Raw genomic sequence first — 26,999 nt, 5'->3', positions numbered from 1 at the left:
TTGCTCAATTGCCGGTACTTTCTTGCTCACGAGTTTTATCGGGACTGGCGAAAATCCTTCGGGCTGATGCCATAGGCTTTACGAAAGACTCGGGCGAAATGGCTGGAGTCGGCAAACCCGGATTCCAGGGCAATTTCCAAAATAGTCTTGGCGGAGTTTTCCAAAGCGTTGCGCGCCCGTTGCAGGCGCACAACCAGTACGTGGGCATGCGGTGAAGTGCCAAAGGCGCGTTTGAATTCGCGAGCGAAGTGGAATTCACTCATCGCCGCAATTGCCGCCAACCGGGCAATGCAGAGCTTTTCGCAGGGGTGACGCTCGATGTAGCGCAAGGCATCCATCAGGCCTTGGCTGGCAACTCTTGGCTGGGTGCTCGAAAGCTCATAACTGTTCAATAAATGAGCAATCAATACCTGAACGCTTAGATCCGCCTGCTCACGGGCGCCCCGACTGTTGTCACCGATGGACAGCGCCAATTGCCGGGCCAGCAAATGAGCCACTCTGTCGTTTTGATACAGCGGCTGATGCGTTCCGCGAAATCCGGCGAAGCTCAATCCTTGCTCCTGCGCCGCAGCGGTCAACGCCGGCATTGGCAAATGCACATGAAGGATGTCGAAAGCGCTACGCGTGTCCCAGCTCGCGGATTGGCTGGGCTGCAGCAATCGCACCTGACCACTGTGAATCTGCCCATCCCACACCTGCCGGCCGCCAACAGCGGCGCGCGACTGCATGGGCGCAAGCATCACGCTGAGCAAAACATGCTCGCGCGGTTCAGTGCGTTCAAAGTGATAGCTGTCTGTGGATGAACGCTGCCAGCGGAACACCGCAGCGCCGGTCGATTGCAGATCCGTCAGCACAGCGGCGGGTTTCATCCGCCATTCCTCGGTCTGCTGCTCGATAGAAGGAAAGACCGGCTGAGCCATTGCGCACTCCGCCTGTCAGGCCCGCGAGCCTACTTGATCAACCGCCAGGTAAACGGATACCGGTACGGATAGCCTTCGTTGGCCTTCACCCCGGCAATGATCGTCAGCACCAGTGCGCCGATGCCCAGTATCACGATCAGGACGAAGCCAATGAGCAACAGCATCAGCAGGAAGCAGATCAACGACGCAATCGCGACAGTGATCTGAAAATTCAGCGCCTCTTTGCCCTGGGCATCGATAAACGGATCCTTTTCACGCTTCATCTGCCAGAGAATCAACGGCCCGATCAGGTTACCGAACGGAATCCAGATCCCCAGCAAAGCGGACAAGTGACAAAACATCGCCCATTGACGAACCTCCTGGCTCGGTTTGGGCAGCAGCGCTTGCTCGTCACTCATCGCACTCTCCTTGCGGTTATGAACCTGCTCAGTCAGCCAGTGCGGCCTTCTGCAGTTCGAAAATCTCGTTCATGCCTTGCTTGGCCAGTTCCAGCATGGCGTTGAGGTCTTCCGGCTGGAACGGCGCGCCTTCAGCGGTGCCCTGCACTTCGATGAAACCACCGGTGCTGGTCATCACGACGTTGAGGTCGGTCTCGGCAGCGGAATCTTCAAGATAGTCCAGATCCAGTACCGCTTCGCCCTGATACATGCCGACCGACACCGCGCCGATCATTTGCTTGAGCGGGTCGCCGCCTTTCAGGCCGCCGCGCTTCTTGATTACTTTCAGCGCATCAACCAGAGCGACCATGGCGCCGGTGATGGATGCAGTGCGGGTGCCGCCGTCAGCCTGGATCACGTCGCAGTCGACGTACAGGGTGACGTCGCCCAGCTTGGACATGTCCAGCGCAGCGCGCAGGGAACGGCCGATCAGGCGCTGGATTTCCAGAGTGCGACCGCCCTGCTTGCCACGGCTCGCTTCACGCTGGTTACGCTCGCCAGTGGCGCGCGGCAGCATGCCGTACTCGGCGGTCAACCAACCCTGGCCCTGACCTTTGAGGAAACGCGGCACGCCGTTTTCGACGCTGACGGTGCAGATGACTTTGGTATCACCGAATTCGACCAGCACCGATCCTTCGGCGTGTTTGGTGTAGTTGCGGGTAATGCGGATCGAGCGGAGCTGATCGGCAGCGCGACCACTTGGACGTTTCATAGGAGATACCTGTACTGAGGACGGAAAACTGCCGAGCATTATAGAGCGGTGCACCGCGACTGGGCACGGGTTAAAAATTCGAGCCGACGACCGAAGGCCCTGAAACACGCATTACCGACGGGCTGCAGCCCTTTGTCACACCGTGTGTTTGGGCGCATTCGCCGCACTGCGCTACAATCCTGCGCCTTTGCTGCCAGTCGGCATAAATTCATTGATATCGCGCTTGCGGAACCCAGGTTTCGCGCCGATCTGCATTGCGAGGTTACCGCCATGGTGCACAGCATGACCGCCTTCGCCCGCGTCGAGAAAGCCGGCGTACAGGGCACCCTGAGCTGGGAACTGCGCTCGGTCAACAGTCGCTATCTGGAACCGCACCTGCGCTTGCCGGAAACCTTTCGCGACCTCGAAGGCGCGGTGCGTGAAGCGCTGCGTCAGGGCCTGTCGCGGGGCAAACTGGAATGCACCCTGCGTTTCACCGAAGAAAGCACCGGCAAAGCGCTGCAAATCGACCGCGAGCGCGCCGCGCAACTGGTCGCTGCCGCGGAAACCATCGCGGGTCTGATCAAAAACCCGGCAGCGCTGAACCCGCTGGAAGTCCTGGCCTGGCCTGGCGTGCTGGTCGGCGATGCAACCGATCCGCAGGCGCTGAACGCCGAAGCGCTGGCCCTGTTCAATCAAGGTCTGAAAGAGTTGAAGGCTGGCCGCGAGCGCGAAGGCGCGGAGCTGGCCCGGTTGATCAACGAGCGCCTGACATCGATCGAAGCAGACGTCGTGACCCTGCGTGAACTGGTGCCGCAGATGCTCGCGACCCAACGCCAGAAAGTCCTCGACCGCTTCGCCGACATGAAGGCCGAGCTGGATCCGCAGCGTCTGGAACAGGAAATGGTCATCCTCGCGCAAAAGAGCGACGTGGCCGAAGAACTGGATCGCCTGAGCACCCACATCATCGAAGTGCGCCGGGTGCTCAAGTCCGGCGGTGCAGCCGGGCGTCGCCTGGACTTCCTGATGCAGGAGCTCAACCGCGAAGCCAACACATTGGGCTCCAAGGCCTTTGATCCGCGCAGCACCCAAGCCGCCGTCAACCTCAAGGTGTTGATCGAGCAGATGCGCGAACAAGTGCAGAATATTGAGTAAGGCAACCCCGACATGACCCACAGCACCGGCACCCTGTACATCATTTCCGCCCCTTCGGGCGCGGGCAAGAGCAGTCTGGTCAAGGCTTTGACCGACGCCAACGCGGAGATCCGCGTTTCGGTTTCGCACACCACCCGCGCCATGCGTCCGGGCGAAGTCGACGGCGTGAACTATCACTTCGTGACGCGCGAAGCGTTTGTGAAGATGGGCGAACACGGCGATTTCCTTGAGCGCGCCGAAGTTTTCGGCAACCTCTACGGCACCTCGCAAAGCCATCTGCAGCAAACCCTCGACGCGGGTCACGACCTGATTCTGGAAATCGACTGGCAAGGCGCCGAGCAAGTGCGCAAGCTGATGCCGCAGGCGCGCTCGATCTTCATTCTGCCGCCATCGCTGCAAGCACTGCATTCGCGTTTGACCAACCGTGGTCAGGACAGCGACGAAATCATCGACGGCCGCATGCGTGAAGCGGTCAGCGAAATGAGCCATTACGTCGACTACGACTACCTGATCATCAACGACGATTTCGCCCACGCGCTGGACGACCTGAAGGCGATTTTCCGCGCCAATCAGCTCATTCAGAAGCGTCAGCAACAGCTTCACGGCAAATTGCTGGCCGAATTGCTCGGTTAATCAGCACTTCCCAAAAGGCCTGCAAGCGCTTTACATTGGCACTTGCAGCGCGTTGAAGGGCTTGGTTAAAAAATCAGCGCTTCCCTAATCGCTGGTGATTTTTTAAACTGTTGAGTCCGCTCGCCCAACCGGGCAGCGCGCATATTGCATTCGCTCCGAGGAATACCATGGCCCGCGTAACCGTTGAAGACTGCCTGAACCACGTGGAAAACCGTTTTGAGCTGGTCATGCTCTCTACCAAACGTGCCCGTCAACTGGCCACCGGCGGCAAAGAGCCACTGGTTCAGTGGGAAAACGACAAGCCTACCGTTGTAGCGCTGCGTGAAATTGCTGAAGGCCTGATGAGCTACGAGTTCATCGCCGAGCAAGAAATCGTCCAGGATGAGCCGCTGTTCGCAGCGTTCGAGGACGAGTCCAACGAGGCCGTCTAAGCCTATGCCTGGTCGACGTAGCACGGCGCGGGATCACAGCTTACGGCAGGAATCATCATGCCGAGCATAGACGCCCTCGCCGATCGCTTATCGACCTACCTCGGCAACGACCAGGTCAACCTGGTCCGCCGAGCGTATTTCTACGCCGAACAAGCCCATGACGGTCAACGCCGTCGCAGCGGCGAGGCGTACGTCACGCATCCTCTTGCCGTGGCCAATATTCTTGCCGACATGCACATGGATCATCAGAGCCTGATGGCCGCGATGCTGCATGACGTGATCGAAGACACCGGTATCGCCAAAGAAGCGCTGCAAGCGCAGTTCGGTGAAACCGTGGCCGAACTGGTCGACGGGGTCAGCAAACTGACCCAGATGAATTTCGAGACCAAGGCCGAAGCCCAAGCCGAAAACTTCCAGAAAATGGCCATGGCCATGGCGCGCGACATTCGCGTGATCCTGGTCAAACTCGCCGACCGCCTGCACAACATGCGCACGCTGGAAGTGCTGTCCGGCGAAAAACGCCGGCGCATCGCCAAGGAAACCCTCGAAATCTACGCGCCCATCGCCAACCGGCTGGGCATGCATGCGATCCGCATCGAATTCGAAGACCTCGGCTTCAAGGCCATGCACCCGATGCGTTCCGCGCGGATCTACCAGGCGGTCAAGCGCGCCCGGGGCAACCGCAAGGAAATCGTCAACAAGATCGAAGAATCCCTTGGCCATTGCCTCGCTATCGACGGCATCCAGGGCGAAGTCAGCGGTCGTCAGAAACATCTCTACGGCATCTACAAGAAAATGCGCGGCAAGCGTCGGGCCTTCAACGAGATCATGGACGTCTACGCGTTCCGGATCATCGTCGACAAGGTCGATACCTGCTATCGCGTGCTAGGCGCTGTACATAATTTGTACAAACCGTTGCCGGGGCGCTTCAAGGATTACATCGCGATCCCTAAAGCCAACGGCTATCAGTCGCTGCATACCACGCTGTTCGGCATGCACGGTGTACCGATCGAGATTCAGATCCGTACCCGCGAAATGGAAGAGATGGCCAACAACGGCATCGCCGCCCATTGGCTGTATAAATCCAGTGGTGACGAGCAGCCGAAAGGCACTCACGCCCGCGCCCGTCAGTGGGTCAAAGGCGTGCTGGAAATGCAGCAACGGGCCGGCAACTCGCTGGAATTCATCGAGAGCGTGAAGATCGACCTGTTCCCGGACGAGGTCTACGTGTTCACGCCGAAAGGCCGGATCATGGAGCTGCCGAAAGGCTCCACGGCGGTCGACTTTGCTTACGCGGTACACACCGACGTCGGCAACAGCTGCATCGCCTGCCGGATCAACCGTCGTCTCGCACCGCTGTCCGAACCGCTGCAAAGCGGCTCCACGGTCGAGATCGTCAGCGCCCCCGGCGCTCGTCCAAATCCGGCATGGCTGAATTTCGTGGTGACCGGCAAGGCGCGTACGCACATCCGCCATGCGCTGAAACTGCAGCGCCGTTCCGAGTCCATCAGCCTCGGCGAACGCCTGCTGAACAAGGTGCTAAACGGTTTCGACAGTTCGCTGGAGAAAGTCCAGGCCGAACGCGTCAAAGCGATGCTCACCGAGTACCGCCTCGAACTGATCGAAGATTTGCTTGAAGACATTGGCCTGGGCAACCGCATGGCCTACGTCGTCGCCCGCCGCCTGCTCGGCGAAGGCGAACAGTTGCCAAGCCCGGAAGGCCCGCTGGCGATTCGCGGCACCGAAGGTCTGGTACTGAGCTACGCCAAGTGCTGCACGCCGATCCCGGGCGACCCGATTGTCGGGCACCTGTCGGCGGGCAAAGGCATGGTCGTGCACCTGGACAACTGCCGCAACATCAGCGAAATCCGGCACAACCCGGAAAAATGCATCCAGCTCTCGTGGGCCAAGGATGTCACCGGCGAATTCAACGTCGAACTGCGCGTCGAGCTGGAACACCAGCGCGGCCTGATCGCTCTGCTGGCCAGCAGCGTCAACGCAGCCGACGGCAATATCGAGAAAATCAGCATGGACGAACGCGATGGTCGCATCAGCGTTGTCCAGTTGGTGGTCAGCGTCCACGACCGAGTGCACCTGGCCCGCGTGATCAAGAAACTGCGCGCCTTGACCGGGGTGATCCGCATCACCCGCATGCGTGCATAACGCAACCCTAACAAGGAGTCCTACATGACCAAGACTGTTATCACCAGCGACAAGGCCCCGGCCGCCATCGGTACTTACTCCCAGGCGATCAAGGCCGGCAACACTGTTTACATGTCGGGTCAGATTCCTCTGGACCCAAAAACCATGGAACTGGTTGAAGGCTTCGAAGCCCAGACCATCCAGGTGTTCGAGAACCTCAAAGCCGTGGCTGAAGCCGCCGGTGGTTCGTTCAAAGACATCGTCAAACTGAACATCTTCCTCACCGACCTGAGCCACTTCGCCAAGGTCAACGAGATCATGGGCAAATACTTCGACCAGCCGTACCCGGCCCGCGCCGCCATCGGCGTTGCTGCCCTGCCAAAGGGTTCGCAGGTTGAAATGGATGCCATTCTGGTCATCGAGTGATGCGCACGGCGCGGCCTTCAAACGCCGCGCCGACTGCTCTGCAAGAAAAGGTTTTGAAAGGATTCCACCATGCGCAAAGCGCTAGCTCTTCCGCTGCTCGCCCTCCTCCTCGGCGGCTGCGCCAGCAACCCTGCCGACCGTGACATCAGCGGCACCTGGATCAATCAGGTGGCGATCAATGCTGCAGCCAAGGGCGGCCCCCTGCGCGAAGCACTTCAGGCTTACGGCCCGAACCTTGAGTGGGACGTCAACACCAAGGCCAGTCAGGCCCGCTACACCAACGGTTTTGAGAACGTCGAAGGACGGCTGCTGGGCGAAGAGTCCGGCACCTGGAAAGTCGACTTCTACGGCAGCTCCGCCAGCGCGTTGAAACGTGACGGCAGCCAACTGCAACAGGCCGCCGGCGATAACGAACCCGAGCAACTGTTCGATCGCGCACCGATTCCGGTACCGGAAGGCGCGCCGATCGGTGCGAGTTTCGAGCGTGCGCTGTATTCCTCCTACATGGGCGGCAGCTGGAAAATCACCAGCGGTGAGGGCGAAGGCGCCACCGTGCAATTCCAGGCCGATGGCCAGGTGTCCGGTTTGCCGGGTGCCGATCGATATGCGCTGTGCCTGGCGGGCGATTGCGCGTCGATGAGCAACGGCAACGACAGCATGTGGCTGCAGCAGAACGGTCAGGGTAATAACTGGATCTTTGTGCGCAAGGGCAAAGAGCTGGAAATCCTGCAAGCGGTGAACTCGGCGCTGGCGGATGAACAGCCGCAGTTCACACCGGGTGCTCGCAAGTGGTTGCTCGAGAAACAGTAAACCGCTGAAAAGATCGCAGCCTTCGGCAGCTCCTACAGGAAACGTATTCCAATGCAGGAGCTGCCGAAGGCTGCGATCTTTTGCTTTTAGCGGCCTTCTAGGATCGCGGCGTAGCCTTCGCGGTAGCTTGGGTATGTTGGCGTCCAGCCGAGGGCCTTTGCCCGGGCATTGCTGCAGCGCTTGCTGCCCGTGCGCCGCACGCTCGCCTCTGCCGCCCACTCGGTCACACCCAGATACTCGCGTAACCAGTCGACCACTTCGGCCAACGGTGCCGGTGCATTGTCGACGCCGATGTAGATGTTCTCCAGCGCAGTCCCCTGCCGATCCGCCTCGAGCAAAAACTTCAGCAGACCCGCCGCGTCATCCGCGTGAATGCGATTGCCATATAGCGGTGGTTCGACGGCGACGCGATAACCCTCGCGAACCTGCGTCAGCAGACGCTCGCGGCCAGGGCCGTAAATACCGGTCAGGCGCAGGATGCTCGCCGGGATGCCGCTCTTGAGCGCGACTTGCTCAGCCTCAAGCATCAACCGTCCGGAGAAACCGCTGGCCACTGTCGCTGAGGTCTCGTCCACCCACTCGCCATCCATCTGACCATAAACACTGCTGCTGGATACAAACAACAGCCGCTCCGGCACCTGGCCATAGTCATCCAGCCAGCTCAACACATTCTGCAAACCCTGCACATAAGCCGCGCGGTACCCGGCTTCATCGTGATTGGTCGCAGCAGCGCAATACACCAGGTAATCCACCGCACCGATCGGCCAGGTGTCTGGGCAATCTTCATTAAAGAGATCCCCGGCAACACCAATGACACCCTCAGGCAAACGTGACACATCCCGGCGCAAGCCATGGACTTCCCAGCCAGCGGCCAGCAATTGCGTGGCCAGACGACTACCAATATCGCCACAACCGGCAATCAGAACAGAAGGCGCAGACATCAGAAAACTCCCATCGGAAAGCGACAGACTAGGCCCGGCGAGTGACGAGCGGCTAGCAATCAAGGAAAAAAAGATACTCTATTACTTTTGTTAACAAGAATTACTTGCAATAATGCCTGCCACTTTTGTTCTCGGCCTCACGAGGCCTGGAAGAGCATCATCGTTTTTCTATCTCAGGTCCGGCCAGCATGACACGTAATCAAATCCCCGCTTCGCCAACCCAACGACCTCGCGCCTGGAGCGCAGTGGCGGCTCTGCTGCTCAGCCTGATGCTGGCACCGACCGCCGCGTTCGCCGACGCGCAAGCGCCAGCCGCACCGGCCGCGACCGAACAGCACGCTCCTGCTGCTGACGCGCCTGCCACCGCCCCGGCTGCCGCACCGACTGCAACCGATCCAGTGCAAGCGGTAGACGCTGCCGACGTTCCTGAAGTTCTCGAAGCCGACAACACGCTGGGCATGGCCCACGACCTGTCGCCGTGGGGCATGTACCAGAACGCTGACATCATCGTCAAAATCGTGATGATCGGTCTGGCCATCGCGTCCATCATCACCTGGACCATCTGGATCGCCAAAGGCTTTGAGCTGATGGGCGCCAAGCGTCGTCTGCGTGGCGAAATCGCCGCCCTGAAGAAAGCCACCACCCTTAAAGAAGCCAGCGCCACGGCCGGCAAGGAAGGCACCCTCGCCAACCTGCTGGTGCACGACGCACTGGAAGAGATGCGCCTGTCGGTCAACAGCCGCGAGAAAGAAGGTATCAAGGAACGCGTCAGCTTCCGCCTTGAGCGTCTGGTTGCAGCCTGCGGTCGTAACATGAGCAGCGGCACCGGCGTCCTCGCCACCATCGGTTCCACCGCGCCGTTTGTCGGCCTGTTCGGTACCGTGTGGGGCATCATGAACTCCTTCATCGGCATCGCCAAAACCCAGACCACCAACCTCGCCGTTGTTGCACCGGGTATTGCTGAAGCCCTGCTGGCCACCGCACTGGGTCTGGTTGCAGCGATTCCAGCGGTTGTGATCTACAACGTGTTCGCCCGCTCGATCGCCGGTTACAAGGCGCAGGTTTCCGATGCTTCGGCAGAAGTCCTGTTGCTGGTCAGCCGCGACCTCGACCACCAGCCTGAGCGCAGCTCGCAGCCGCACATGGTTAAAGTGGGGTAATCGGCCATGGGCCTGCATTTGAAAGAAGGCGCAGACGACGATCTGGCCGAGAACCACGAAATCAACGTCACGCCGTTTATCGACGTGATGCTGGTGCTGTTGATCATCTTCATGGTGGCTGCTCCGTTGGCCACTGTGGACATCAAAGTCGACCTGCCTGCCTCGACCGCCAAACCGGCGCCGCGGCCAGAGAAACCGGTGTTCCTCAGCGTAAAAGCTGATCAGCGTCTGTTCCTCGGCGAAGACGAAGTGAAGCCCGAAGCACTGGGCGCCACCCTCGACGCCAGAACCAAGGGCAAGAAAGACACCACCATCTTCTTCCAGGCTGACAAAGGCGTGGATTACGGCGACCTGATGAGCGTGATGGATAACCTGCGTTCCGCCGGTTACCTGAAGGTCGGCCTGGTAGGACTTGAGACGGCAGCCAAGAAATGATCACGACGCGCCATAAGCTGACGCGTTACAGCGGTAGCCTGGCCGTGGTGCTGGGCGTTCATGCGCTGGCCATCGCGCTGGCGCTGAACTGGACCGCCCGCCCGCCCATCGAATTGCCGCCGCAGGCAATGATGGTCGAGCTGGCCCCGGTTCCGGCCCCGCCACCGCCTGCTCCGCCGAAAGTCGTCACACCGCCGCAGCCACCGGCTCCGGTTGAAGAGTTGCCGATTCCGAAACTGGCCGAAGCCCCGAAAGCTGAAATCGCGGTGCAGAAACCCAAACCGAAGCCCAAGCCTAAACCGCCGAAGCCGGTCGAGAAGAAGCTGCCCGATCCGCCGAAGGAAAAACCTTCCGAGGAAAAACCGGCCGACACCCAGCCGACTCAGGCACCAACGGAGAAATCCGCCCAGCCTGCACCAGGCCCGTCGCCGGCCCAAATGGCTGCCAAAGCCAGCTGGCAAGGCACCCTGCTCGCGCATTTGGCCAAGTACAAAAAGTACCCGGCCAGTGCTCAGGCACGCGGCAAGGAAGGTTTGAACCGTCTGCGTTTCGTGGTGGATGCCGAAGGTAACGTGCTGTCATTCGAACTGGTGGGCCGCTCTGGCAACGCTGATCTTGACCGGGCTACCCTGGAAATGATTCGCCGCGCACAACCGCTGCCAAAGCCACCGGCTGACATGCTGAACAACGGCTCGATTGAAATTGTTGCACCGTTTGTTTACTCCCTCGAACGCCGCCGTTAAGTAGCAAGATCAAAAGATCGCAGCCTTCGGCAGCTCCTACATTGGAATGCATTTCCCTGTAGGAGCTGCCGAAGGCTGCGATCTTTTGCTTTTTGCAGTAGTCGCATGTCGCCCTCAGTCTGATAACGTGCGTCTATCGATTGCAGCCGGTATGCTTGGCCCGCATCTTCATGGACGCTTTGCTATGACCCTCACAGAATTACGCTACATCGTTACCCTCGCCCAAGAGCAGCATTTCGGCCACGCGGCCGAGAAATGCCACGTCAGCCAGCCGACCCTGTCGGTGGGCGTGAAGAAACTTGAAGACGAACTCGGTGTGCTGATTTTCGAGCGCAGCAAGAGCGCCGTGCGCGTGACCCCGGTCGGCGAAGGCATCGTCGCCCAGGCGCAGAAAGTTCTTGAGCAAGCCCAAGGCATCCGCGAACTGGCCCAGGCCGGCAAGAATCAGCTGACCGCACCGCTGAAAGTCGGCGCGATCTACACCGTCGGCCCGTACCTGTTCCCGCACCTGATTCCACAACTGCACCGGGTCGCCCCGCAGATGCCGTTGTACATCGAAGAAAACTTCACCCACGTGCTGCGCGACAAACTGCGCAACGGCGAACTCGACGCGATCATCATCGCCCTGCCGTTCAACGAAGCCGACGTGCTGACCCTGCCGCTGTACGACGAGCCGTTCTACGTGCTCATGCCGGCCCAGCACCCGTGGACGAAAAAAGAAACCATCGACGCCGGCCTGCTCAACGACAAGAGCCTGCTGCTGCTCGGCGAAGGTCACTGCTTCCGCGATCAGGTGCTCGAAGCCTGCCCGACCCTGACCAAGGGCGGCGACGGCGCCAAGCACACCACGGTCGAATCCAGTTCGCTGGAAACCATTCGCCACATGGTCGCGTCCGGTCTGGGCATCTCGATCCTGCCGTTGTCGGCTGTTGACAGCCATCACTACGCCCCCGGCGTGATCGCAGTGCGTCCGCTGTCGCCACCGGTGCCGTTCCGCACCGTGGCCATCGCCTGGCGTGCGAGTTTCCCACGGCCGAAAGCCATCGAAATCCTCGCCGACTCCATTCGCCTGTGCTCGGTGGCCAAGCCAGCGACACCGGTTACGGCCGGTTAAGCGAGCGTCATGACTGAGCTGTCGCAAGTGTCGGTGACGGCACTCAAGGGTGTCGGTGAAGCCATGGCCGAGAAATTGGCCAAGGTCGGTCTGGAGAATCTCCAGGACGTGTTGTTTCACCTGCCGCTGCGTTATCAGGATCGCACCCGCGTGGTGCCGATCGGCCATTTGCGACCGGGTCAGGACGCCGTGGTCGAAGGCACCGTCAGCGGCGCCGACGTGGTCATGGGCCGCCGCCGCAGCCTCGTCGTGCGCATGCAGGATGGCACCGGCGGGCTCAGTCTGCGCTTTTACCATTTCAGCAACGCGCAGAAAGAAGGGCTCAAACGCGGCACGCGGATTCGCTGCTACGGCGAAGCCCGGCCCGGCGCCTCAGGTCTGGAAATCTACCACCCGGAATATCGCGCCATCACCGGCGACGAACCACCGCCAGTGGATGAAACCCTGACCCCGGTTTACCCGCTGACCGAAGGCCTGACCCAAGCGCGTCTGCGTCAACTGTGCATGCAGACGCTGACCATGCTCAAGCCGGACACCCTGCCCGATTGGCTGCCGACCGAACTCGCACGCGACTATCAACTCGCACCGCTGGCCGATGCGATCCGCTACCTGCACAATCCGCCCGCCGATGCCGACGTCGACGAACTCGCCCTCGGTCATCACTGGGCGCAGCATCGTCTGGCCTTCGAAGAGCTGCTGACGCATCAACTGTCGCAACAACGTCTGCGCGAAAGCATGCGTTCTTTGCGCGCGCCGGCGATGCCGAAAGCGAAAAAGCTGCCGCCGAAATATCTGGCGAATCTTGGCTTCAACCCGACCGGCGCCCAACAGCGCGTCGGCAACGAAATCGCCTACGACCTCAGTCAGCACGAACCGATGCTGCGGCTGATTCAGGGTGACGTCGGCGCGGGTAAAACCGTGGTCGCCGCCCTCGCCGCTCTGCAAGCGCTGGAGGCCGGTTATCAAGTCGCGCTGATGGCGCCGACCGAGATTCTCGCCGAACAACACTTCATCACCTTCAAGCGCTGGCTCGAACCGCTGGGCATTGAAGTGGCGTGGCTGGCCGGCAAGCTCAAGGGCAAGAACCGCGTCGCCGCGCTGGAACAGATCGCCAGTGGCACACCGATGGTGGTCGGCACCCACGCGCTGTTTCAGGACGAAGTGAAGTTCAAAAACCTCGCGCTGGTGATCATCGACGAACAACATCGCTTCGGCGTGCAGCAACGACTGGCGCTGCGGCAGAAAGGCGTCGGTGGGCGCATGTGTCCGCATCAACTGATCATGACCGCGACGCCGATTCCACGGACGCTGGCGATGAGCGCCTACGCCGACCTCGACACCTCGATCCTCGACGAATTGCCGCCGGGGCGAACCCCGGTCAACACCGTGCTGGTCACCGACACCCGCCGCGTCGAAGTCATCGAACGCGTGCGCGGTGCCTGCGCCGAGGGCCGTCAGGCCTATTGGGTGTGCACGCTGATCGAAGAGTCGGAAGAGCTGACCTGTCAGGCCGCCGAAACCACTTTTGAAGATCTCACCCTCGCCCTCGGCGAGTTGAAAGTCGGGCTGATTCACGGGCGCATGAAACCCGTCGAGAAGGCCGCCGTCATGGCCGAGTTCAAGGCCGGTAACCTGCAACTGCTGGTCGCGACCACCGTGATCGAAGTCGGTGTAGACGTGCCCAACGCCAGCCTGATGATCATCGAAAACCCCGAGCGTCTCGGCCTCGCGCAATTGCACCAGTTACGCGGCCGTGTCGGTCGGGGCAGCGCCGCCAGCCATTGCGTGCTGCTTTACCATCCGCCGCTGTCGCAGATAGGTCGCCAGCGTCTGGGGATCATGCGCGAGACCAACGACGGTTTCGTCATCGCCGAAAAAGACCTGGAACTGCGCGGCCCCGGTGAAATGCTTGGCACCCGCCAGACCGGATTGCTGCAATTCAAGGTCGCGGATCTGATGCGCGACGCCGACTTGTTGCCCGCCGTTCGTGACGCCGCGCAAGCGCTGCTGGAACGCTGGCCGACCCACGTCAGCCCGTTGCTTGACCGCTGGTTGCGCCACGGGCAGCAATACGGCCAAGTGTGAGCACCGTCGCAGTTTCTGACAGCTCGTTCTGACCAAGCTGGTTATACTCCTGCCATTGTTTCAAAAACGGATACAGACCATGACCGAAGCCGCTCTCGCCCCCGAATCCCCGCACGCGCCGTCTGTCATTCGACTGCTGCTGGACAAGCTCGGGATCGCCTACGAAGAAGTGCTCGACCACCACGGCCTCAATGCATCGCGCAAGGTACAAGCCGTGTTGCTGGACGACGCTGTCGGCGCGCTGATGGTGCTGTTTCCGCAGAGCCAGTTGCTCGACCTCAATCGCCTCGCCGAACTGACGGGCCGTCGCCTGACCGCAGTGTCGACCGAGCGTCTGCAAAAGATGCTCGGCAAACACAGCCTGAGCCTGCTGCCAGGCCTGCCGGCACTGACCAGTTCGCCGTGCCTCTACGAAGAAAGCCTGCTGCGCGAGCCAAAGCTGCTGATCAACTCCGGCGAGCCGGGCGTGTTGCTGGAAATCACCAGCGAAGCCTTCAAAAGCATGCTGACCAAGGCCAGCGCCGCCAACTTCGGCGAAGCGCTGAACAGCATCCGCCCGAACCTCGACCGCCCGGACGATGACCGCGAGGAAATCACCCAGGCCGTGCAAGCGTTTACCGCACGGCGCATTCAGCAGCGTCTGGAAGCGACCATCGAGATTCCGCCGCTGGCCGAAACCGCGCAAAAAATCATCAAGCTGCGCGTCGACCCCAACGCCACCATCGACGACATCACCGGCGTCGTTGAAACAGACCCGGCGCTGGCCGCACAAGTGGTGAGCTGGGCGGCGTCGCCGTACTACGCCTCGCCGGGCAAGATTCGCTCGGTAGAAGACGCGATCGTCCGCGTGCTCGGTTTCGATCTGGTGATCAACCTTGCGCTGGGCCTGGCCCTCGGCAAGACCCTGAGCCTGCCCAAAGACCATCCGCAACACTCGACGCCGTACTGGCAGCAGTCGATCTACACCGCCGCCGTCATCGAAGGCCTGACCCGCGCCATGCCGCGCGCCCAGCGCCCGGAAGCCGGCCTGACCTACCTCGCCGGTCTGCTGCACAACTTCGGTTATCTGCTGCTGGCCCACGTGTTCCCGCCGCACTTCTCGCTGATCTGCCGCCACCTGGAGGTCAACCCGCACCTGTGCCACAGCTACATCGAGCAACACCTGCTCGGTATCAGCCGTGAACAGATCGGCTCGTGGCTGATGCGCTACTGGGACATGCCGGACGAACTGGCCACCGCGCTGCGCTTCCAGCACGATCCGAGTTATGACGGCGCCTACGCTGAATACCCGAACCTTGTCTGCCTGGCCGTACGATTGCTGCGTGGACGCGGGATCGGTTCGGGCCCGGATGAAGACATTCCAGACGCCCTGCTCGAACGCGTTGGCCTGACCCGCGAAAAAGCCAACGACGTCGTCAGCAAAGTCCTCGAAGCCGAAGTCCTGCTGCGCGAACTGGCTTCGCAATTCAGCCAGGGCTAAAACAAAACAGGCCCGCTCCCCCAAGGATTTACACAATCCCCCTGTGGGAGCGAGCCTGCTCGCGAAAAATCCAACTCAATCTATCAGACCGCCCCTGATCATTCCCACGCTCCGCGTGGGAATGCATCCCGTGACGCTCCGCGTCACCAAAGGCTCAAGCCTTAGGCTTAGCCTTCCTCGGCACCAAATACTTCATCAACCCCTGAAACCACATGACCAGCGCCGGATTGCCCTTCAGCTGAATCGACTTGTCCTGAATCCCCTGCATAAACGCCAGCTGCTTGTTCTTCGCCTGCATCGTCGCAAAGCCATAACCGGCATCTTTAAACGCAATCGCAAACGCCGGCTCCGCCACCACGCCAGACTTGCTGGTGATGCGCTGATCCTTGACCACAAAATGCCGCGCCACTTTCCCATCCAGCGTCTGCAGCTGAAACACCAGATCCTTGTCACCCAACTGCTGCTGGAACGCAGGATTTGTCCGGCTGGCCTTACCCATCAACAGACCCAGCATCCACAGAAGAAAACGAAATTTCATGCGCACAGCCTCAAAAGGAAAATGAACGGCCGGGGCAGTTTAACCACTTCACGCTGGAACGCCACTATTCAACACCGTTTGAAGACGATCCCCCGTTTTCCCAACACGATGACCACCAAGTCACACTGCCTACACCTCCCGAAATACATTCCTGTAGGAGCTGCCGAAGGCTGCGATCTTTTGATCCTCCGCCCTGCAACTCCCTAGGAATTTTCCCGCAAAGCACGGCGGCATGCGTGAACCAAGCGAGCTGGCCACTAAACGTACCTTCGCCTACAACTTCCCCACACACTCCAAAAAACCGTCCAACCGCCGCGAAGGCAACCTCTTTAACATCTGCGAAGAGCTCGACACGGAAACCATTCTGGCTAACGCGTCGGAAAACCTGCTATCCATAGGCGCCGATCGCGAGCCCTCGTTTTGATCGAAACACCGCACGCTCATTTCAGCGCCTGAATAACTGGATCGTGATAACTCGTATCAATTTCAATACCCGCTTCAATTGCCTTCTGCTCTCTTGCCTCTCGAATAATCCGATATTTTTCTAATCTTTCCGGCATGAGCTCCGTCCAGCGGGCATTTTCTTTATCAGTATTAAATGTGGTGCGCCAATACTCTGATTGCGTTTTGAAATTCAAACTAACCAGATAAGTGCCTCGCTCCTCAGGTGCATCATCCGAATCCCGGCTCCAAGCCTGCACCTTAAGATAGTTACCGTCTTTGAAAAAAGTCCACGTATGAAAACGCCCAATCCTCAACCAGCGCCTCAGATCTAAACGATAGCTCGGATCTAGCCAAGGATGGCTCAATACGTAGTCGCCCAGTACGTAGTCTGGTGTATCAATCTTATCCATCTGCGATCCAGAAACTCGCGGATCGGATGGCGAATAATAATGTTGCCAGCCAGCAGCGGTGATCTTATCAATCAGTTCAAAAAGGAACAGCCTGTAATCATCATGCAAGCTGTTATCTGGCAACGATCGAATTGAAAGATCTAGATCCTCAACACTTCTACCAACATCACTATCTACCGCAATGCTGATACGAGCGACGTGGTCGAGTGTCAGAGACTTATCTATAATAACAACCGGAAGTTTGCTGTCATCAAAGGATCTTTCAACCTTATACCAACACATGTTAACTGCTGACATGCAACCTTCGGAAAATATTACAGGACTACGCGCGACTAACCCTTCAATATCTTCATGCATATTAATTTCAATGGGGCGATTGGTGGCAATGTCTGCCATGCCTCGGCTACCACTGACATCATCGCAACCGCTGATCAAAAATGAAAACAGCGGTAAAAATACAAAACGCTTCATGCTTAATTTCCCAAATGGAATACCGGCCATTTGGAAATAGCCTTCAAATGAAAAAGAGTGCCGACCTGAGTCAGGATCAATGAACACCCGTTCGTACTTTATTGGCGGACACTCGACTCGATGTCAGGGGCCTGATAATTTTCCTGAATCTGAACCCCCGCCAAACGTGCCAGTTTCTCAGCTTCTGCTCGGCGCGCTAACAGTTCATTCAGTCGAGCAGGGAATTTCTGCTTCCAATCAGCCCTGTCCTCCTCCTTAAAATCCAGCTTCCAAGTGTTTTCTTGAGAGGTAAATTCTATGACAGTCAGATAAGTGCCTTTAGATTTTGGTTCAGTATCACTGTCACTGCGCTGAACCATCACATGAACAAACTCATTACCTTTATACATATACCAGTTGTAGAAAGATTTAACTTCCATCCACTTATCGAGTGCCAGTGAAACATCGGGATCAAACATGGGATGGCTTAATGGATACTCACCAAAGACTTGCTTTCCCTGCGGTATCTTCGCCAACTCGTCTCCCGAAATGCGTGGATCTGCAGGGTAAAAGTACTTTTTCCAACCGGCTAATTTGAAACCATTCAGAAGTTCATAAACCCACTTACGGTTATCTTCATGGCTCGTATTATCAGGCAACCCGAGCAGCGTCAGGTCGAAGTCCGTGACATTCTCCTCTCCTGTCACTCGTGAGACACTGATGTCGGTCACTTTATCGACTGTGAGGTTATCGCCAGCCACATCGACAACAACGTTAGGGATAGATGGATCACCACTGCGCATGTTTATTTTGTACCAACAAATCCCCATCGATGCTGGGCATTCCTCGGAGAACTTCAAAGGACTGCTTTTAAACAGAGCATCGAAAGAACCGTCAACGTCAATTTTGACAACCGGATTACTCTTTTCCATTTTAGTACTCACTTCACCCTGATCATTACCACAACCACTTAACAAAACTAACAAAATCAATAGATGGTGCTTCATGTCTTGTCGGCCCAACTTGCGATGGTGGCAATTGTCGACTCCATACGCCGAGTCTCTATCTGCATTAATTTGTGGTACTGCTTAGCAATCGCCAGAATGAATTTCATTCGTTCTTTGGCTTTATATAGACTGCCATCGTCGTCCGTCATCTGAACTCTATGCTCAGAGTCTTTTACATCACACGCAATTGCAAACGCAGCAGATCTCAACGGAACGTAGGGAAGCCCTTCGGACAACGCCTGACCGTCAAGAATTTTTTGAAATGTCCAATCATCATAAATAAGCGGCTGCAGAATTTTTAATTGTTCATGATCGGCAATTTTCAAAAGCGATTCGAATTTTGCTGTTTCCCGCGCGGCGCCCGCGGGCATTGCTTCTACAGCCTTTATTAAATCAAACGCCTCATCAATTTCGTTGGTTTTCTTTAGGTTGTTTATTGAGCCAAGCGCCGCACTTGCCCACGGTAAATCTTTAACGCGCTTTTGGGTTTCTGTTTCATAGGTATCGACATTACGACGAGATTTGCACGACATAAACTCATCGGGAGATTTAACATATAACCAATGCCAACAAAAAATATCCTGAAATAACCAGAAGTTGCCTTTGCCCAACCCATTTTTCCCAACCAGAATCGCGGCATTGACCTCAGCATAAGTCGCAGGCATGACGACGAGGGGTGCAGAAGCTCGTTGGGCAAATTTTGTGAAGTCCAGCCCACACATGACTTGCTTACTGGCGAATGCGGCAAGGCCCATCCAATAGAATCGACCTTTTAATTCAGGCCTACCGCCGGGTTCAGTCTCGAGGTAAAAACGTGCATAGTTTCCTGCAATTCGCGCAGCCCTGACACTGAAGTCACTCACCAGGGTTAGCTTGCTTTTCCCTGAAAAAAGGCTTTTTTCGCGAATACTCAAGCGCTTAACGGCTTCCATCTGAGCAAAAGACCAGGATTGTTCGCACGTCACACAATACTCGTGTGGTCTGGCATCCTGTTTTTTGCTTATGTCTAATTTGGTGATGGGCTCCTGCTTCATGCCTTGCGTCCTTTCTCATAATCATCAGAACCTTCCGGAACCTCAAAATCATCCCAGATTAAATGCACTTCTGCTTCTTGGATGGACTCGGCTTTGACGTTTGGCGACAGTCCGTCCGCATCGCTTCGAAATGTTAATGGTGCAGTCCTATTAGGAATGATAAATGCCGCAGCTACTGAGCTGTAAGGAACACCCGTACTCGTGACGAACTTCATTTGCCCATAGAAATTTTCAACAGCTGCATTTTTTAGAGTGTTCCCCGCCCGAGCCTGATCCGCAATCAACGGTATGACCGGTGTCAAAATCCCGATCCCCGTTCCCGACCCAGCCGCCCCACCCGCATTAATCTTCACCACCGGCCCAACCACCGTCACGCCGCCCGCATCCAGCTTGATAAAACTCCCCCCACCCAGAATCGTCAGCTCCGATCCCGCCTCGATCACAATCTTGTCACCCGCCTTCAGGTGAATCTCATTCCCGACACTGGTCAGCTGCGCCGTACCCAGTTTGACGTGCTGGCTCTGCCCCACCGTCAGGTGATCGTCAGCCTTCGCTTCAATCTTGCGATCAGCAATCGTGGTGCGGTGTTCTTCAGCTTTCAGCTCGGTGTAGGTGTTCTTCTCAACCGTGTCATGACGTTCATTCCCGACCCGAATCTTCTGGTCATGCTCGACGTTCTCATCCCAATCACGCTGGGCGTGGATGTAGATCTGCTCCGCACCTTTCTTGTCTTCGATGCGCAGTTCGTTGTACCCCGCGCCACCCGGCGAGCTGAGGGTTTTGAACACGCTGCGGGTTTTGTTCGCCGGCAGTGCGTACGGCACCGGGTTTTCTTTGTGGTACAGGCAGCCGGTCACCAGTGGTTGATCGGGGTCGCCTTCGAGGAAGGTGACGAGGACTTCCATGCCGATGCGCGGGATGCTGATGGCGCCGTAGCGGTCGCCGGCCCAGGAGCTGGAGACGCGCAGCCAGCAGCTGGTTTTGTCGTCGGCGAGGCCTTCGCGATCCCAGTGGAATTGCACTTTGATGCGGCCGTATTGATCGCAGTGGATTTCTTCGCCTTTAGGGCCGGTGACCATGGCGGTCTGGCTGCCGAGTACGCGCGGTTTCGGGTGTTCGAGGGCCGGGCGGTAGAACACGTCCCACGGGGTGGCGAGGAAGGTGTTGCGGTAGCCCTGGTGGTAATCGTCCTTGTTATTGGTGGTGTCGCTGGTCACGCCTTCTTCGAGGACTTGCGGCTGTTTGCCTTCGTGGACGATTTCGGTGAGCAGCCACAGGTCGTTCCATTCGCTACGCGGGTGGTCGGACATTTCCATGAAGTGGCCGCTGACCAGTTTGGTCTGGTCGCCACGCCCCTCGGCCTGACGGTAGTCGGCGCGGTGGCGTTCGAGGGCGCGCTGGCTGAGGAACTTGCCGCGCGCGCGGTCGAGGAAACGGCCGGGGTAGTCGTAGTCTTCCAGATCCGGTTCCGTGCTCTCGCCATCCGGTTTGTAGGCGGCTTCCATTTGCAGGCGCGGTTTTTCGAAGTCGTAGTCGCGGCGCATGGTGCGTGTGGTGCGGGTTTCCAGGCGCAGTTTGAAACCTTTGATCACCGGCTCGTCGGCGACCATGCCGCTGCCTTGCACGTACGCGGTCGGCTGGCCGAGGTTCTGGAACACGGTCTGGTCATCGCCAAACACCAGCAGGTGGGCTTTTTCGCTGTGCTGAAAGTGGTAGTGAATGCCTTCCTCTTCGCACAGGCGCTGGACGAAATGCAGGTCGGTTTCGTCGTACTGCACGCAGTAGTCGCGATCCGGGCACGGCTGGCTGAGCTGGAAGCTGTAGGCGTTGCCCTTGATGCCGTGTTCGTCGAGGATCAACGCGATGATTTTCGGCGCCGACATCTGCTGGTAGATGCGCTGGTTGGTGCGGTGATGCAGGTATTGCAGTTGCGGCACGATGGAGATTTTGTAGCGCGTCAGGCGCTTGCCGGCATCGCCTTGAGCGACGCGATAAATCTGCCCATGAATGCCGGAGCCCTGCGGATCGAACGCGAGAAAGGCCTGCTTGTGCAGGAGTTTTTCCAGATCCAGATCGGGGTTTTCGCTGACCAGTTCGAGGTCGAAACGATACGGCTGGCTGACGCCTTCGGTGCCGGTGAACGACAGCACTTGCAGGTCGCCGACATAGTCTTCCACCGTCAGGCTGAAGTGGGTCTCGTTAGCTGAGTTGAACATTGTGTGCTCCCTGTTCGAATGTCATCCGTTACGCCCGAAAACGCAGGCGTTGCCGCCAGGACGAAGTGGCGCTCATGGCGTCACGCAATTGGCCGGCAGTGATGCTGCGTTCTGCCGCATTGAAGCTCAGCGCTTTGCGCAGCGCGGGCCAGCAGTGTTTCGGTAGGTTTTTCGGCGCGTGCAGCTCGCGCTCCAGGTGTTCGTCGCGGGCCAGGGTCGAGGCCACGCGGCGGAACGGCGGCTTGCCGCCCGCCAGTTCGTAAATCATGCAGGCCACGCCGTACACGTCCGCGCCGGCCGACAACGGTTGGCCTTCAAGCAGTTCGGGGGCGGCGTAGCCCGGTGTCCAGGCGTTAAAACGTTCACGGCTCAGATGCGGCAGGCCGGGCAGCACACCCTCCTCCGCTTGACCGAGGCCGAAGTCGAAGAGGCGCAGGCCGTCTTCGCTGAGCATGACGTTGCTCGGTTTCAGATCACCGTGCAGCACGCCGCGACCGTGGGCATACGCCAACGTGTCGAGCAGCGGCAGGACGATGTCGCGCAGTTCTTTCCACGGCAGGCCGAGGGGCCGCTCGCAGAGCAATTTGTCCAGGGTCAGGCCACGCATGTATTCCATGGTGATAAAGGCCCGCTGGCAGTCGGTGTCGACTTCAAAAGTGTGTGCACGCACGACGTTGTCGTGGCGCAGGCGTCGGGTCAGGGCGAACTCGCTGTAGAGCAAGGCACTGGCGTCCGGCGACTCGGCAAATTCTTCGCTGAGGATTTTCAGCGCAACGTAAGGGTCGGGATCGCCAAACTGTTCGTGCAGCAGATCCCGCGCCCGGTAAACCGCGCCCATGCCACCGGCCCCGAGCAGACGCTCGAGGCGATAGCGACCGGCCAACACATCGGGCAGCACACCGATGCTGGCCTTTTTAGGGGCCAGCGCAGGTTCGGCATTGTGCGACTTGGCGAAGGCGAAGTAGGTCAGGTTGCTGGCCTGTTCTTCGCTGATCAACACGTCATCGATTGGCGATTCGATTTCACTCATTGGCGGATCACCACGGCAGTCAGGTTGTCCCGCGCGGAGCCCCGCAAGGCGCCGTCGAACAAACGTTCCAGCGCCACGTGCGGCGCGCTGAGACTGAGGGCGTTGCCGAGGGCATCGCTGCTCAGGCCTTGGTACAAACCATCGCTGCAAAGCAAAAACGCGTCGCCCGGATAGACCTCGAGTTCGAGGACATCCAGGGTCAGTTGTTCGGCCGCGCCGACGGCTCGGGTCAAGGCATGAGCCGCCGGGTGCGCCGCCGCTTGATCGACGCTCATTTTCTGTTCGTCGATCAATTGTTGTTGCAGCGAATGGTCTTTGGACAGCTGATACAGACGCTGCCCGCGCCACAGATAACAACGGCTGTCGCCGGCCCAGATGCAGGCCGCGCGATTGCCTTCCACCAGCAGCGCCACAACGGTGCTGCCCATGACGCTGTCGTGACGGCCGGCGGTGACGGTCAACTCCTGCCCCAAACGCCGGTTCACCCAATGCAGGCACTGGCGAATGGCTTTGAGGCGTTCGTCGAAGTCATCGTGTGGCGGCAGTTCAGCCAGGCTGGCGACGATCAACTGGCTGGCGATGTCGCCACCCTGATGACCGCCCATGCCGTCCGCGACCACCCACAGCCCCTGCTGTGGCGAGTCGAGGAAGGCATCTTCGTTGCGCGCCCGCACCTTGCCCGGGTCGGTACGCGCCGCGCTGCGCCAGGCACTGGCCACGAGCATCAGAGCTGCACCGGCATACGGAAGGTGCGCAGTACGCCCATGTCGAACGGGTTCGGCGAGCGTTGGCTGGTCAGCAGGTAGTTGGCGCGCAGGCCACCCACGTCAGCTTTCAGCACCAGCACGTCGCGACCGTTCAGATACTCGGTCTGCATCAGATCAAACAGACGGAACAGCGACCACGGGCCGGAGTTTTTCTCGATGCCGATCGGACGCCCCGACATCTTGTCCATCACCAGACTGGTGCGACCGTCTTCAGCATCGGTCGGCCATTTGAACGACACCGGCACAATCGGGCCGTGACGGTATTCGATGGTCTTGTCGCCGAACTTGAACTCGGAACGGCTGACCGCCGGATCGAGGGTGTACGGCTCGAGTTTGAACTGCACGGTCGGCTCGGCCGGGTTGATCGAGAAGAAGCTCTTGCGAATGGTCAGTGCGGCGGCCATCTGGTCGAGGTAAACCTTGGACACCGGCAGGCTGTGGCCGTCGACGCTGCGCATGCGGTAGTTGCCCGGATCGCCACTGACGAACGGACGCATGTAGTTGTCGAAGAAGCGGTCAGCGATGCCTTGATCCTTGAAGAACTCGCGGAAGTCGGCGATCGCCACGTCGCTGGTGCTGGTGGCGCTGAACGGATAACGCTTGCTGATGGTTTTGCCATACACGCTGTACAGCTCGTTTTGATAACGGCCGTTCATGTATTGGTACGCATCGTTCAGCACCAGACGCCACGAGTCCTCGGCCAGCACGTTGAACCACACGCTCAGCGGACGCGGCAGACGACCGGACGCATTACGCAGGTTGGTCAGCGCATCACGCTGGCCGCTCATGCGGGTTTTCGCCAGTTCGAACGCGGCTTGTTCCGGCGAGCTGGAACGGGCCAGGCTGGCCAGTTGCAGTTGCAGGTCGTTGAGCGCGTTGAGCGCCGGCGTCAGGTCAGCGGCCGGGCCGTTGTTGTCATCGAGCAAACGATGCAGCGGCTCGAAGCGACGTTGCAGCGACTTCTTCGCGGTGTCCGGCAGGTTCTTCGCAACGGTCAGGGCCGAAGCCTTGTCTGCTGCGGCGGCCGCGAGTTTACCGACCTTGCCCAGTTTGCCTTTCTGCTCGGCCAGCGCATCAGCGGCATCGGCGGCTTGATCCACCGGGTCAGCAACAGCCTGGAAGCGGGTGTTCTCGCGCACTTCCGTGAGCAAGGCGAGCACCGGCGAGTTGGCAGACGTCAGGCCCGCCAGTTGCTCGGCGCCTTCACCGGCGTCGTTGATCGGCGGCAGGGCCACCTGGCCAACGGCTTCGCTCCAGTAGTTGGCGTAGTCACGGAAATACAACTGTTCAAGCTCGACCATCAGACGACGCAAGTCCATGTCGCTGATGCCCGCGCCTTCGCCCAGCACCCAGTTGTCACGCAGGATGTCGGTGACCAGAGTCGCGCCCTGCACCGAAAAATACTGCTGATAACCCTCTTGGGTGTAGAAGCCCGGAATCACGTAATCGGTGCCGATAAACAGCGAGCCTTGTGGGCCGAGGTGTTGGCTGAAACGGTATTCCGGCAGGTTACGCGCCTGCTCGCGGAGCATGCGATACACGACGTTGGCCAGCGACTCGCTGCGCAATACCTGCCGCGCCTGCGCGACCAATTGGTCGTTAAGCGGGTAGATGAAAGGCTGCTTCAGCAGGCGTTCGAGGTGAGTGTTCAGACCGTTCTGCACCGCGGTGTTGCCGGTGTAGCGCTGCGACCAGTCAGTGGCGATCCAGTCCTTCAGCCATGCCGCGTCGCGACGATCCTTCATGTTCAGCATCAGGTACGCGCGCAGGCTGTTGAGCAGCTTTTCGCGATCCTGCAGGTTGGCGCGGATCTGCCCTTCGAGCTGCGAAGCCACTCGTGGCAGCAACTGCGCCTGAAGCTCACGCTCGTAGGCGTCGGCGACCGGCGGATTGACGTCTTCGCCCTGATACAGACCGCCACGCTCGTGGTACGACACGTCGCCCTTTTTCGGGAACACTTGGGTTGCGGCATAACTGGTGTCGAGGGTTTTCAGCACGCCCATCGCATCATCACGCGGGGTCAGTGCCGAACGTTGCTGCGTCCAGTTCTGCGCCAGCGTACGAAGGTTTTCCAGACGCTCGTAGTTGGCCGAGAAACCACCGGCCCAGAGGATGCCGAACAGTGCCAACGACGCCAGTGCGCCGATGTACAACGCACGCTGACCCCAATGGATGCGGCTGCGTTCACGCTTGTCGAGACCAGCCAGATCCGCCTCAGGGAAAATCACCCGGCTGAGCAAGTGGTGAATGAAGCGCGAACGACCGCTGCGCAGCGTCGGCAATACACCGGCGCTCATGCCCAGACTCGCGCCGATGCCGGCGGTGGTCGAATCCATTTCCTGGGTCAGGTGCGGTGCGCTGGTCAGGTAGAAACCGCGCAGTTGCGTGGCACGCTGATAACGGTTGCCAGTGAACGCCATGTCGACGAACAGGCACAGGCGCTCGCCGATCTGCCCGAGTTGATGCGGGAAGTCGAGGATGCGGCCACGGCGCTGGGTGTCGCGCTCGGAGTGCATGCGCATGATCACCTGGCTGTTGAGGCGACGCAGCAGCTCTTCAAATTCATTGCGCAGTACCGCGACGTCGGTGCCGACCTGATCCTTGCGGAAACTGGTGCCGAGCACCTGATCGCTTTCTTCACGGCTCATCTGATCGAAGAATTCGTCGAAGCCCAGCAGCTTGTCAGCCTTGCTCAGCACCAGATACACCGGCACGTCGACGTGCAGTTTCTGATGCACGTCTTGCAGACGGCCACGCACCTGACGCGCCAAAGTATCGATGTCTTGCTCGCTACCGCCGAGCAGGGTTTCCACCGGAATGGTCACCAGCACACCGTTCAACGGACGGCCACGGCGACGCTTGCGCAGCAACTCGAGCAAGGTCGTCCAGGCGCTGCTGTCGACTTCGGCGTCCGGCTGCGTCAGGTAACGGCCGGCGGTGTCGATCAGCACACCGTGATCGGCGAAGTACCAGTCGCAATGACGGGTGCCGAGGGTGTCGCGGGTCAGCTTGCGGTCGATCTTGTTGATCGGGAATTCCAGACCGGAAAAGTCCAGCAGACTGGTCTTGCCGGAACCTTGCGGGCCGATCAGCAGATACCACGGCAAGTCACTGCGCCAGCGCTCGCTGCGGCCGCGATAAAGGCTGGACGTCTTCAGGGTTTTCAGCGCGTCTTTGAAGCGCGCCTTCAACTCTTTCTGCTCTTCGTCGATCAGCTCTTCACGACGGATGCGATCCTGACCGTCTTCGCTTTCTTCTTCGGCTTTCTTGCGGATACCGGCGCGCCAGCTGACGAAGACCATGACCAGGCCCCAGATCAGGAACAGCACGGCAATGGTCAGCAGGCGGGAGGTCGGGCTCTCCCAGAACTTGTAGTCATCGACCGCCAACAACGGGCCGACGAACCACACCAGCAGCGCCACGAACAGCACCAGCAGCAGAGTCCAGACCCAGGTCTGGCGCAGGAAGGCGCCGACTTTCTTGAAAAACTTTTTCATCAC

At 59.0% G+C, this 26,999-nt stretch carries 25 protein-coding genes; 13 read left to right on the top strand and 12 right to left on the bottom strand.

Annotated elements, in window-relative coordinates; genetic code table 11:
• Positions 1–35: 35 nt before the first annotated feature.
• Genes ACP3TY_RS26405 through rph form a run of 3 tightly spaced genes read right to left on the bottom strand, consistent with a single transcriptional unit; the run spans position 36 to position 2,069 of the window.
• The gene (locus tag ACP3TY_RS26405) at positions 36–920 is read right to left on the bottom strand and encodes a helix-turn-helix domain-containing protein (RefSeq protein WP_082341505.1); all 885 of its coding nucleotides are present in this window, start codon (positions 918–920) and stop codon (positions 36–38) included.
• 29 nt (positions 921–949) lie between these two features.
• Complete coding sequence (locus ACP3TY_RS26400) at positions 950–1,318, bottom strand: DUF4870 domain-containing protein (protein ID WP_053125048.1); 369 nt, start codon at positions 1,316–1,318, stop codon at positions 950–952.
• A gap of 28 nt (positions 1,319–1,346) precedes the next feature.
• Complete coding sequence (gene rph, locus ACP3TY_RS26395; RefSeq protein ID WP_016985814.1) at positions 1,347–2,069, bottom strand: ribonuclease PH; 723 nt, start codon at positions 2,067–2,069, stop codon at positions 1,347–1,349.
• Positions 2,070–2,339: 270 nt separating this feature from the next.
• Here rph and ACP3TY_RS26390 point away from each other — a divergent pair, with 270 nt between their 5' ends.
• The 6 genes from ACP3TY_RS26390 to ACP3TY_RS26365 all read left to right on the top strand — a co-directional run bounded on the left by ACP3TY_RS26390 (position 2,340) and on the right by ACP3TY_RS26365 (position 7,645).
• Positions 2,340–3,203, top strand: coding sequence for a YicC/YloC family endoribonuclease (locus ACP3TY_RS26390; protein ID WP_053125050.1), 864 nt, complete (start codon positions 2,340–2,342; stop codon positions 3,201–3,203).
• Positions 3,204–3,215: 12 nt separating this feature from the next.
• A complete protein-coding gene (gmk, locus tag ACP3TY_RS26385) occupies positions 3,216–3,836 on the top strand; it encodes a guanylate kinase (RefSeq protein ID WP_053125052.1) in 621 nt (206 codons plus the stop codon).
• Positions 3,837–4,003: 167 nt separating this feature from the next.
• Positions 4,004–4,267 carry a DNA-directed RNA polymerase subunit omega gene (rpoZ, locus tag ACP3TY_RS26380; protein WP_016985812.1) on the top strand — a complete coding sequence of 88 codons (264 nt, stop codon included), beginning with the start codon at positions 4,004–4,006 and terminating at the stop codon, positions 4,265–4,267.
• A 57-nt stretch (positions 4,268–4,324) separates the two neighbouring features.
• Entirely contained in the window at positions 4,325–6,430 is a 2,106-nt protein-coding gene (gene spoT, locus ACP3TY_RS26375; protein ID WP_016985811.1) for a bifunctional GTP diphosphokinase/guanosine-3',5'-bis pyrophosphate 3'-pyrophosphohydrolase, read from the top strand.
• A gap of 24 nt (positions 6,431–6,454) precedes the next feature.
• Entirely contained in the window at positions 6,455–6,835 is a 381-nt protein-coding gene (locus ACP3TY_RS26370; RefSeq protein WP_015097371.1) for a RidA family protein, read from the top strand.
• A 69-nt stretch (positions 6,836–6,904) separates the two neighbouring features.
• Positions 6,905–7,645, top strand: coding sequence for a hypothetical protein (locus ACP3TY_RS26365; RefSeq protein WP_426618830.1), 741 nt, complete (start codon positions 6,905–6,907; stop codon positions 7,643–7,645).
• Positions 7,646–7,731: 86 nt separating this feature from the next.
• On the opposite strand, the gene ACP3TY_RS26360 is transcribed toward ACP3TY_RS26365, so the two are convergent.
• A complete protein-coding gene (locus ACP3TY_RS26360) occupies positions 7,732–8,586 on the bottom strand; it encodes an SDR family oxidoreductase (protein WP_212546232.1) in 855 nt (284 codons plus the stop codon).
• A gap of 188 nt (positions 8,587–8,774) precedes the next feature.
• Between ACP3TY_RS26360 and exbB the strand changes: the two genes are divergently transcribed.
• From exbB to ACP3TY_RS26330, 6 genes are all read left to right on the top strand, one after another.
• Positions 8,775–9,746: a tonB-system energizer ExbB gene (gene exbB, locus ACP3TY_RS26355; protein WP_159814414.1), complete on the top strand. Its 972-nt coding sequence runs from the start codon at positions 8,775–8,777 to the stop codon at positions 9,744–9,746.
• Between the two features lie 6 nt (positions 9,747–9,752).
• Positions 9,753–10,181 carry a TonB system transport protein ExbD gene (gene exbD / locus ACP3TY_RS26350; protein ID WP_053125060.1) on the top strand — a complete coding sequence of 143 codons (429 nt, stop codon included), beginning with the start codon at positions 9,753–9,755 and terminating at the stop codon, positions 10,179–10,181.
• Positions 10,178–10,924, top strand: a complete 747-nt coding sequence (locus ACP3TY_RS26345; RefSeq protein WP_038359287.1) for a TonB family protein — start codon at positions 10,178–10,180, stop codon at positions 10,922–10,924. Before exbD ends, ACP3TY_RS26345 begins: the two co-directional genes overlap by 4 nt.
• A gap of 184 nt (positions 10,925–11,108) precedes the next feature.
• Positions 11,109–12,038 (top strand): hydrogen peroxide-inducible genes activator, encoded by a 930-nt coding sequence (locus tag ACP3TY_RS26340; protein WP_053125062.1) that lies wholly within the window; start codon positions 11,109–11,111, stop codon positions 12,036–12,038.
• Positions 12,039–12,047: 9 nt separating this feature from the next.
• Entirely contained in the window at positions 12,048–14,123 is a 2,076-nt protein-coding gene (recG, locus tag ACP3TY_RS26335) for an ATP-dependent DNA helicase RecG (RefSeq protein WP_053125064.1), read from the top strand.
• Positions 14,124–14,202: 79 nt separating this feature from the next.
• Complete coding sequence (locus ACP3TY_RS26330) at positions 14,203–15,603, top strand: aminoacyl-tRNA deacylase and HDOD domain-containing protein (protein WP_053125066.1); 1,401 nt, start codon at positions 14,203–14,205, stop codon at positions 15,601–15,603.
• 154 nt (positions 15,604–15,757) lie between these two features.
• On the opposite strand, the gene ACP3TY_RS26325 is transcribed toward ACP3TY_RS26330, so the two are convergent.
• The gene (locus ACP3TY_RS26325; protein WP_212545352.1) at positions 15,758–16,141 is read right to left on the bottom strand and encodes a helicase; all 384 of its coding nucleotides are present in this window, start codon (positions 16,139–16,141) and stop codon (positions 15,758–15,760) included.
• A gap of 232 nt (positions 16,142–16,373) precedes the next feature.
• Here ACP3TY_RS26325 and ACP3TY_RS26320 point away from each other — a divergent pair, with 232 nt between their 5' ends.
• Positions 16,374–16,565 carry a hypothetical protein gene (locus tag ACP3TY_RS26320; RefSeq protein WP_401241902.1) on the top strand — a complete coding sequence of 64 codons (192 nt, stop codon included), beginning with the start codon at positions 16,374–16,376 and terminating at the stop codon, positions 16,563–16,565.
• Positions 16,566–16,581: 16 nt separating this feature from the next.
• Here ACP3TY_RS26320 and ACP3TY_RS26315 read toward each other — a convergent pair whose 3' ends face one another.
• The 7 genes from ACP3TY_RS26315 to tssM form a co-directional block, all read right to left on the bottom strand.
• Positions 16,582–17,496, bottom strand: coding sequence for a hypothetical protein (locus tag ACP3TY_RS26315; RefSeq protein WP_426618829.1), 915 nt, complete (start codon positions 17,494–17,496; stop codon positions 16,582–16,584).
• A gap of 68 nt (positions 17,497–17,564) precedes the next feature.
• Complete coding sequence (locus ACP3TY_RS26310; protein WP_426618828.1) at positions 17,565–18,452, bottom strand: hypothetical protein; 888 nt, start codon at positions 18,450–18,452, stop codon at positions 17,565–17,567.
• A complete protein-coding gene (locus ACP3TY_RS26305; RefSeq protein WP_256218966.1) occupies positions 18,449–19,486 on the bottom strand; it encodes a DUF2515 family protein in 1,038 nt (345 codons plus the stop codon). The genes ACP3TY_RS26310 and ACP3TY_RS26305 overlap by 4 nt, the downstream gene beginning before the upstream one ends.
• The gene (locus tag ACP3TY_RS26300; protein WP_426618827.1) at positions 19,483–21,702 is read right to left on the bottom strand and encodes a type VI secretion system tip protein VgrG; all 2,220 of its coding nucleotides are present in this window, start codon (positions 21,700–21,702) and stop codon (positions 19,483–19,485) included. The genes ACP3TY_RS26305 and ACP3TY_RS26300 overlap by 4 nt, the downstream gene beginning before the upstream one ends.
• Positions 21,703–21,730: 28 nt before the next feature.
• The gene (locus ACP3TY_RS26295; RefSeq protein WP_426618826.1) at positions 21,731–22,732 is read right to left on the bottom strand and encodes a serine/threonine-protein kinase; all 1,002 of its coding nucleotides are present in this window, start codon (positions 22,730–22,732) and stop codon (positions 21,731–21,733) included.
• Positions 22,729–23,457, bottom strand: a complete 729-nt coding sequence (locus ACP3TY_RS26290) for a PP2C family protein-serine/threonine phosphatase (protein WP_212545357.1) — start codon at positions 23,455–23,457, stop codon at positions 22,729–22,731. The genes ACP3TY_RS26295 and ACP3TY_RS26290 overlap by 4 nt, the downstream gene beginning before the upstream one ends.
• Positions 23,457–26,996, bottom strand: coding sequence for a type VI secretion system membrane subunit TssM (gene tssM, locus ACP3TY_RS26285; protein WP_426618825.1), 3,540 nt, complete (start codon positions 26,994–26,996; stop codon positions 23,457–23,459). The genes ACP3TY_RS26290 and tssM overlap by 1 nt, the downstream gene beginning before the upstream one ends.
• Positions 26,997–26,999 lie beyond the last annotated feature (3 nt).

The organism is Pseudomonas rustica (assembly GCF_049959085.1).
Taxonomy (GTDB): Bacteria; Pseudomonadota; Gammaproteobacteria; order Pseudomonadales; family Pseudomonadaceae; genus Aquipseudomonas; species Aquipseudomonas rustica.
Note: the sequence above shows the minus strand (reverse complement) of the source record. Positions and strands in the feature narration are given on the sequence as shown.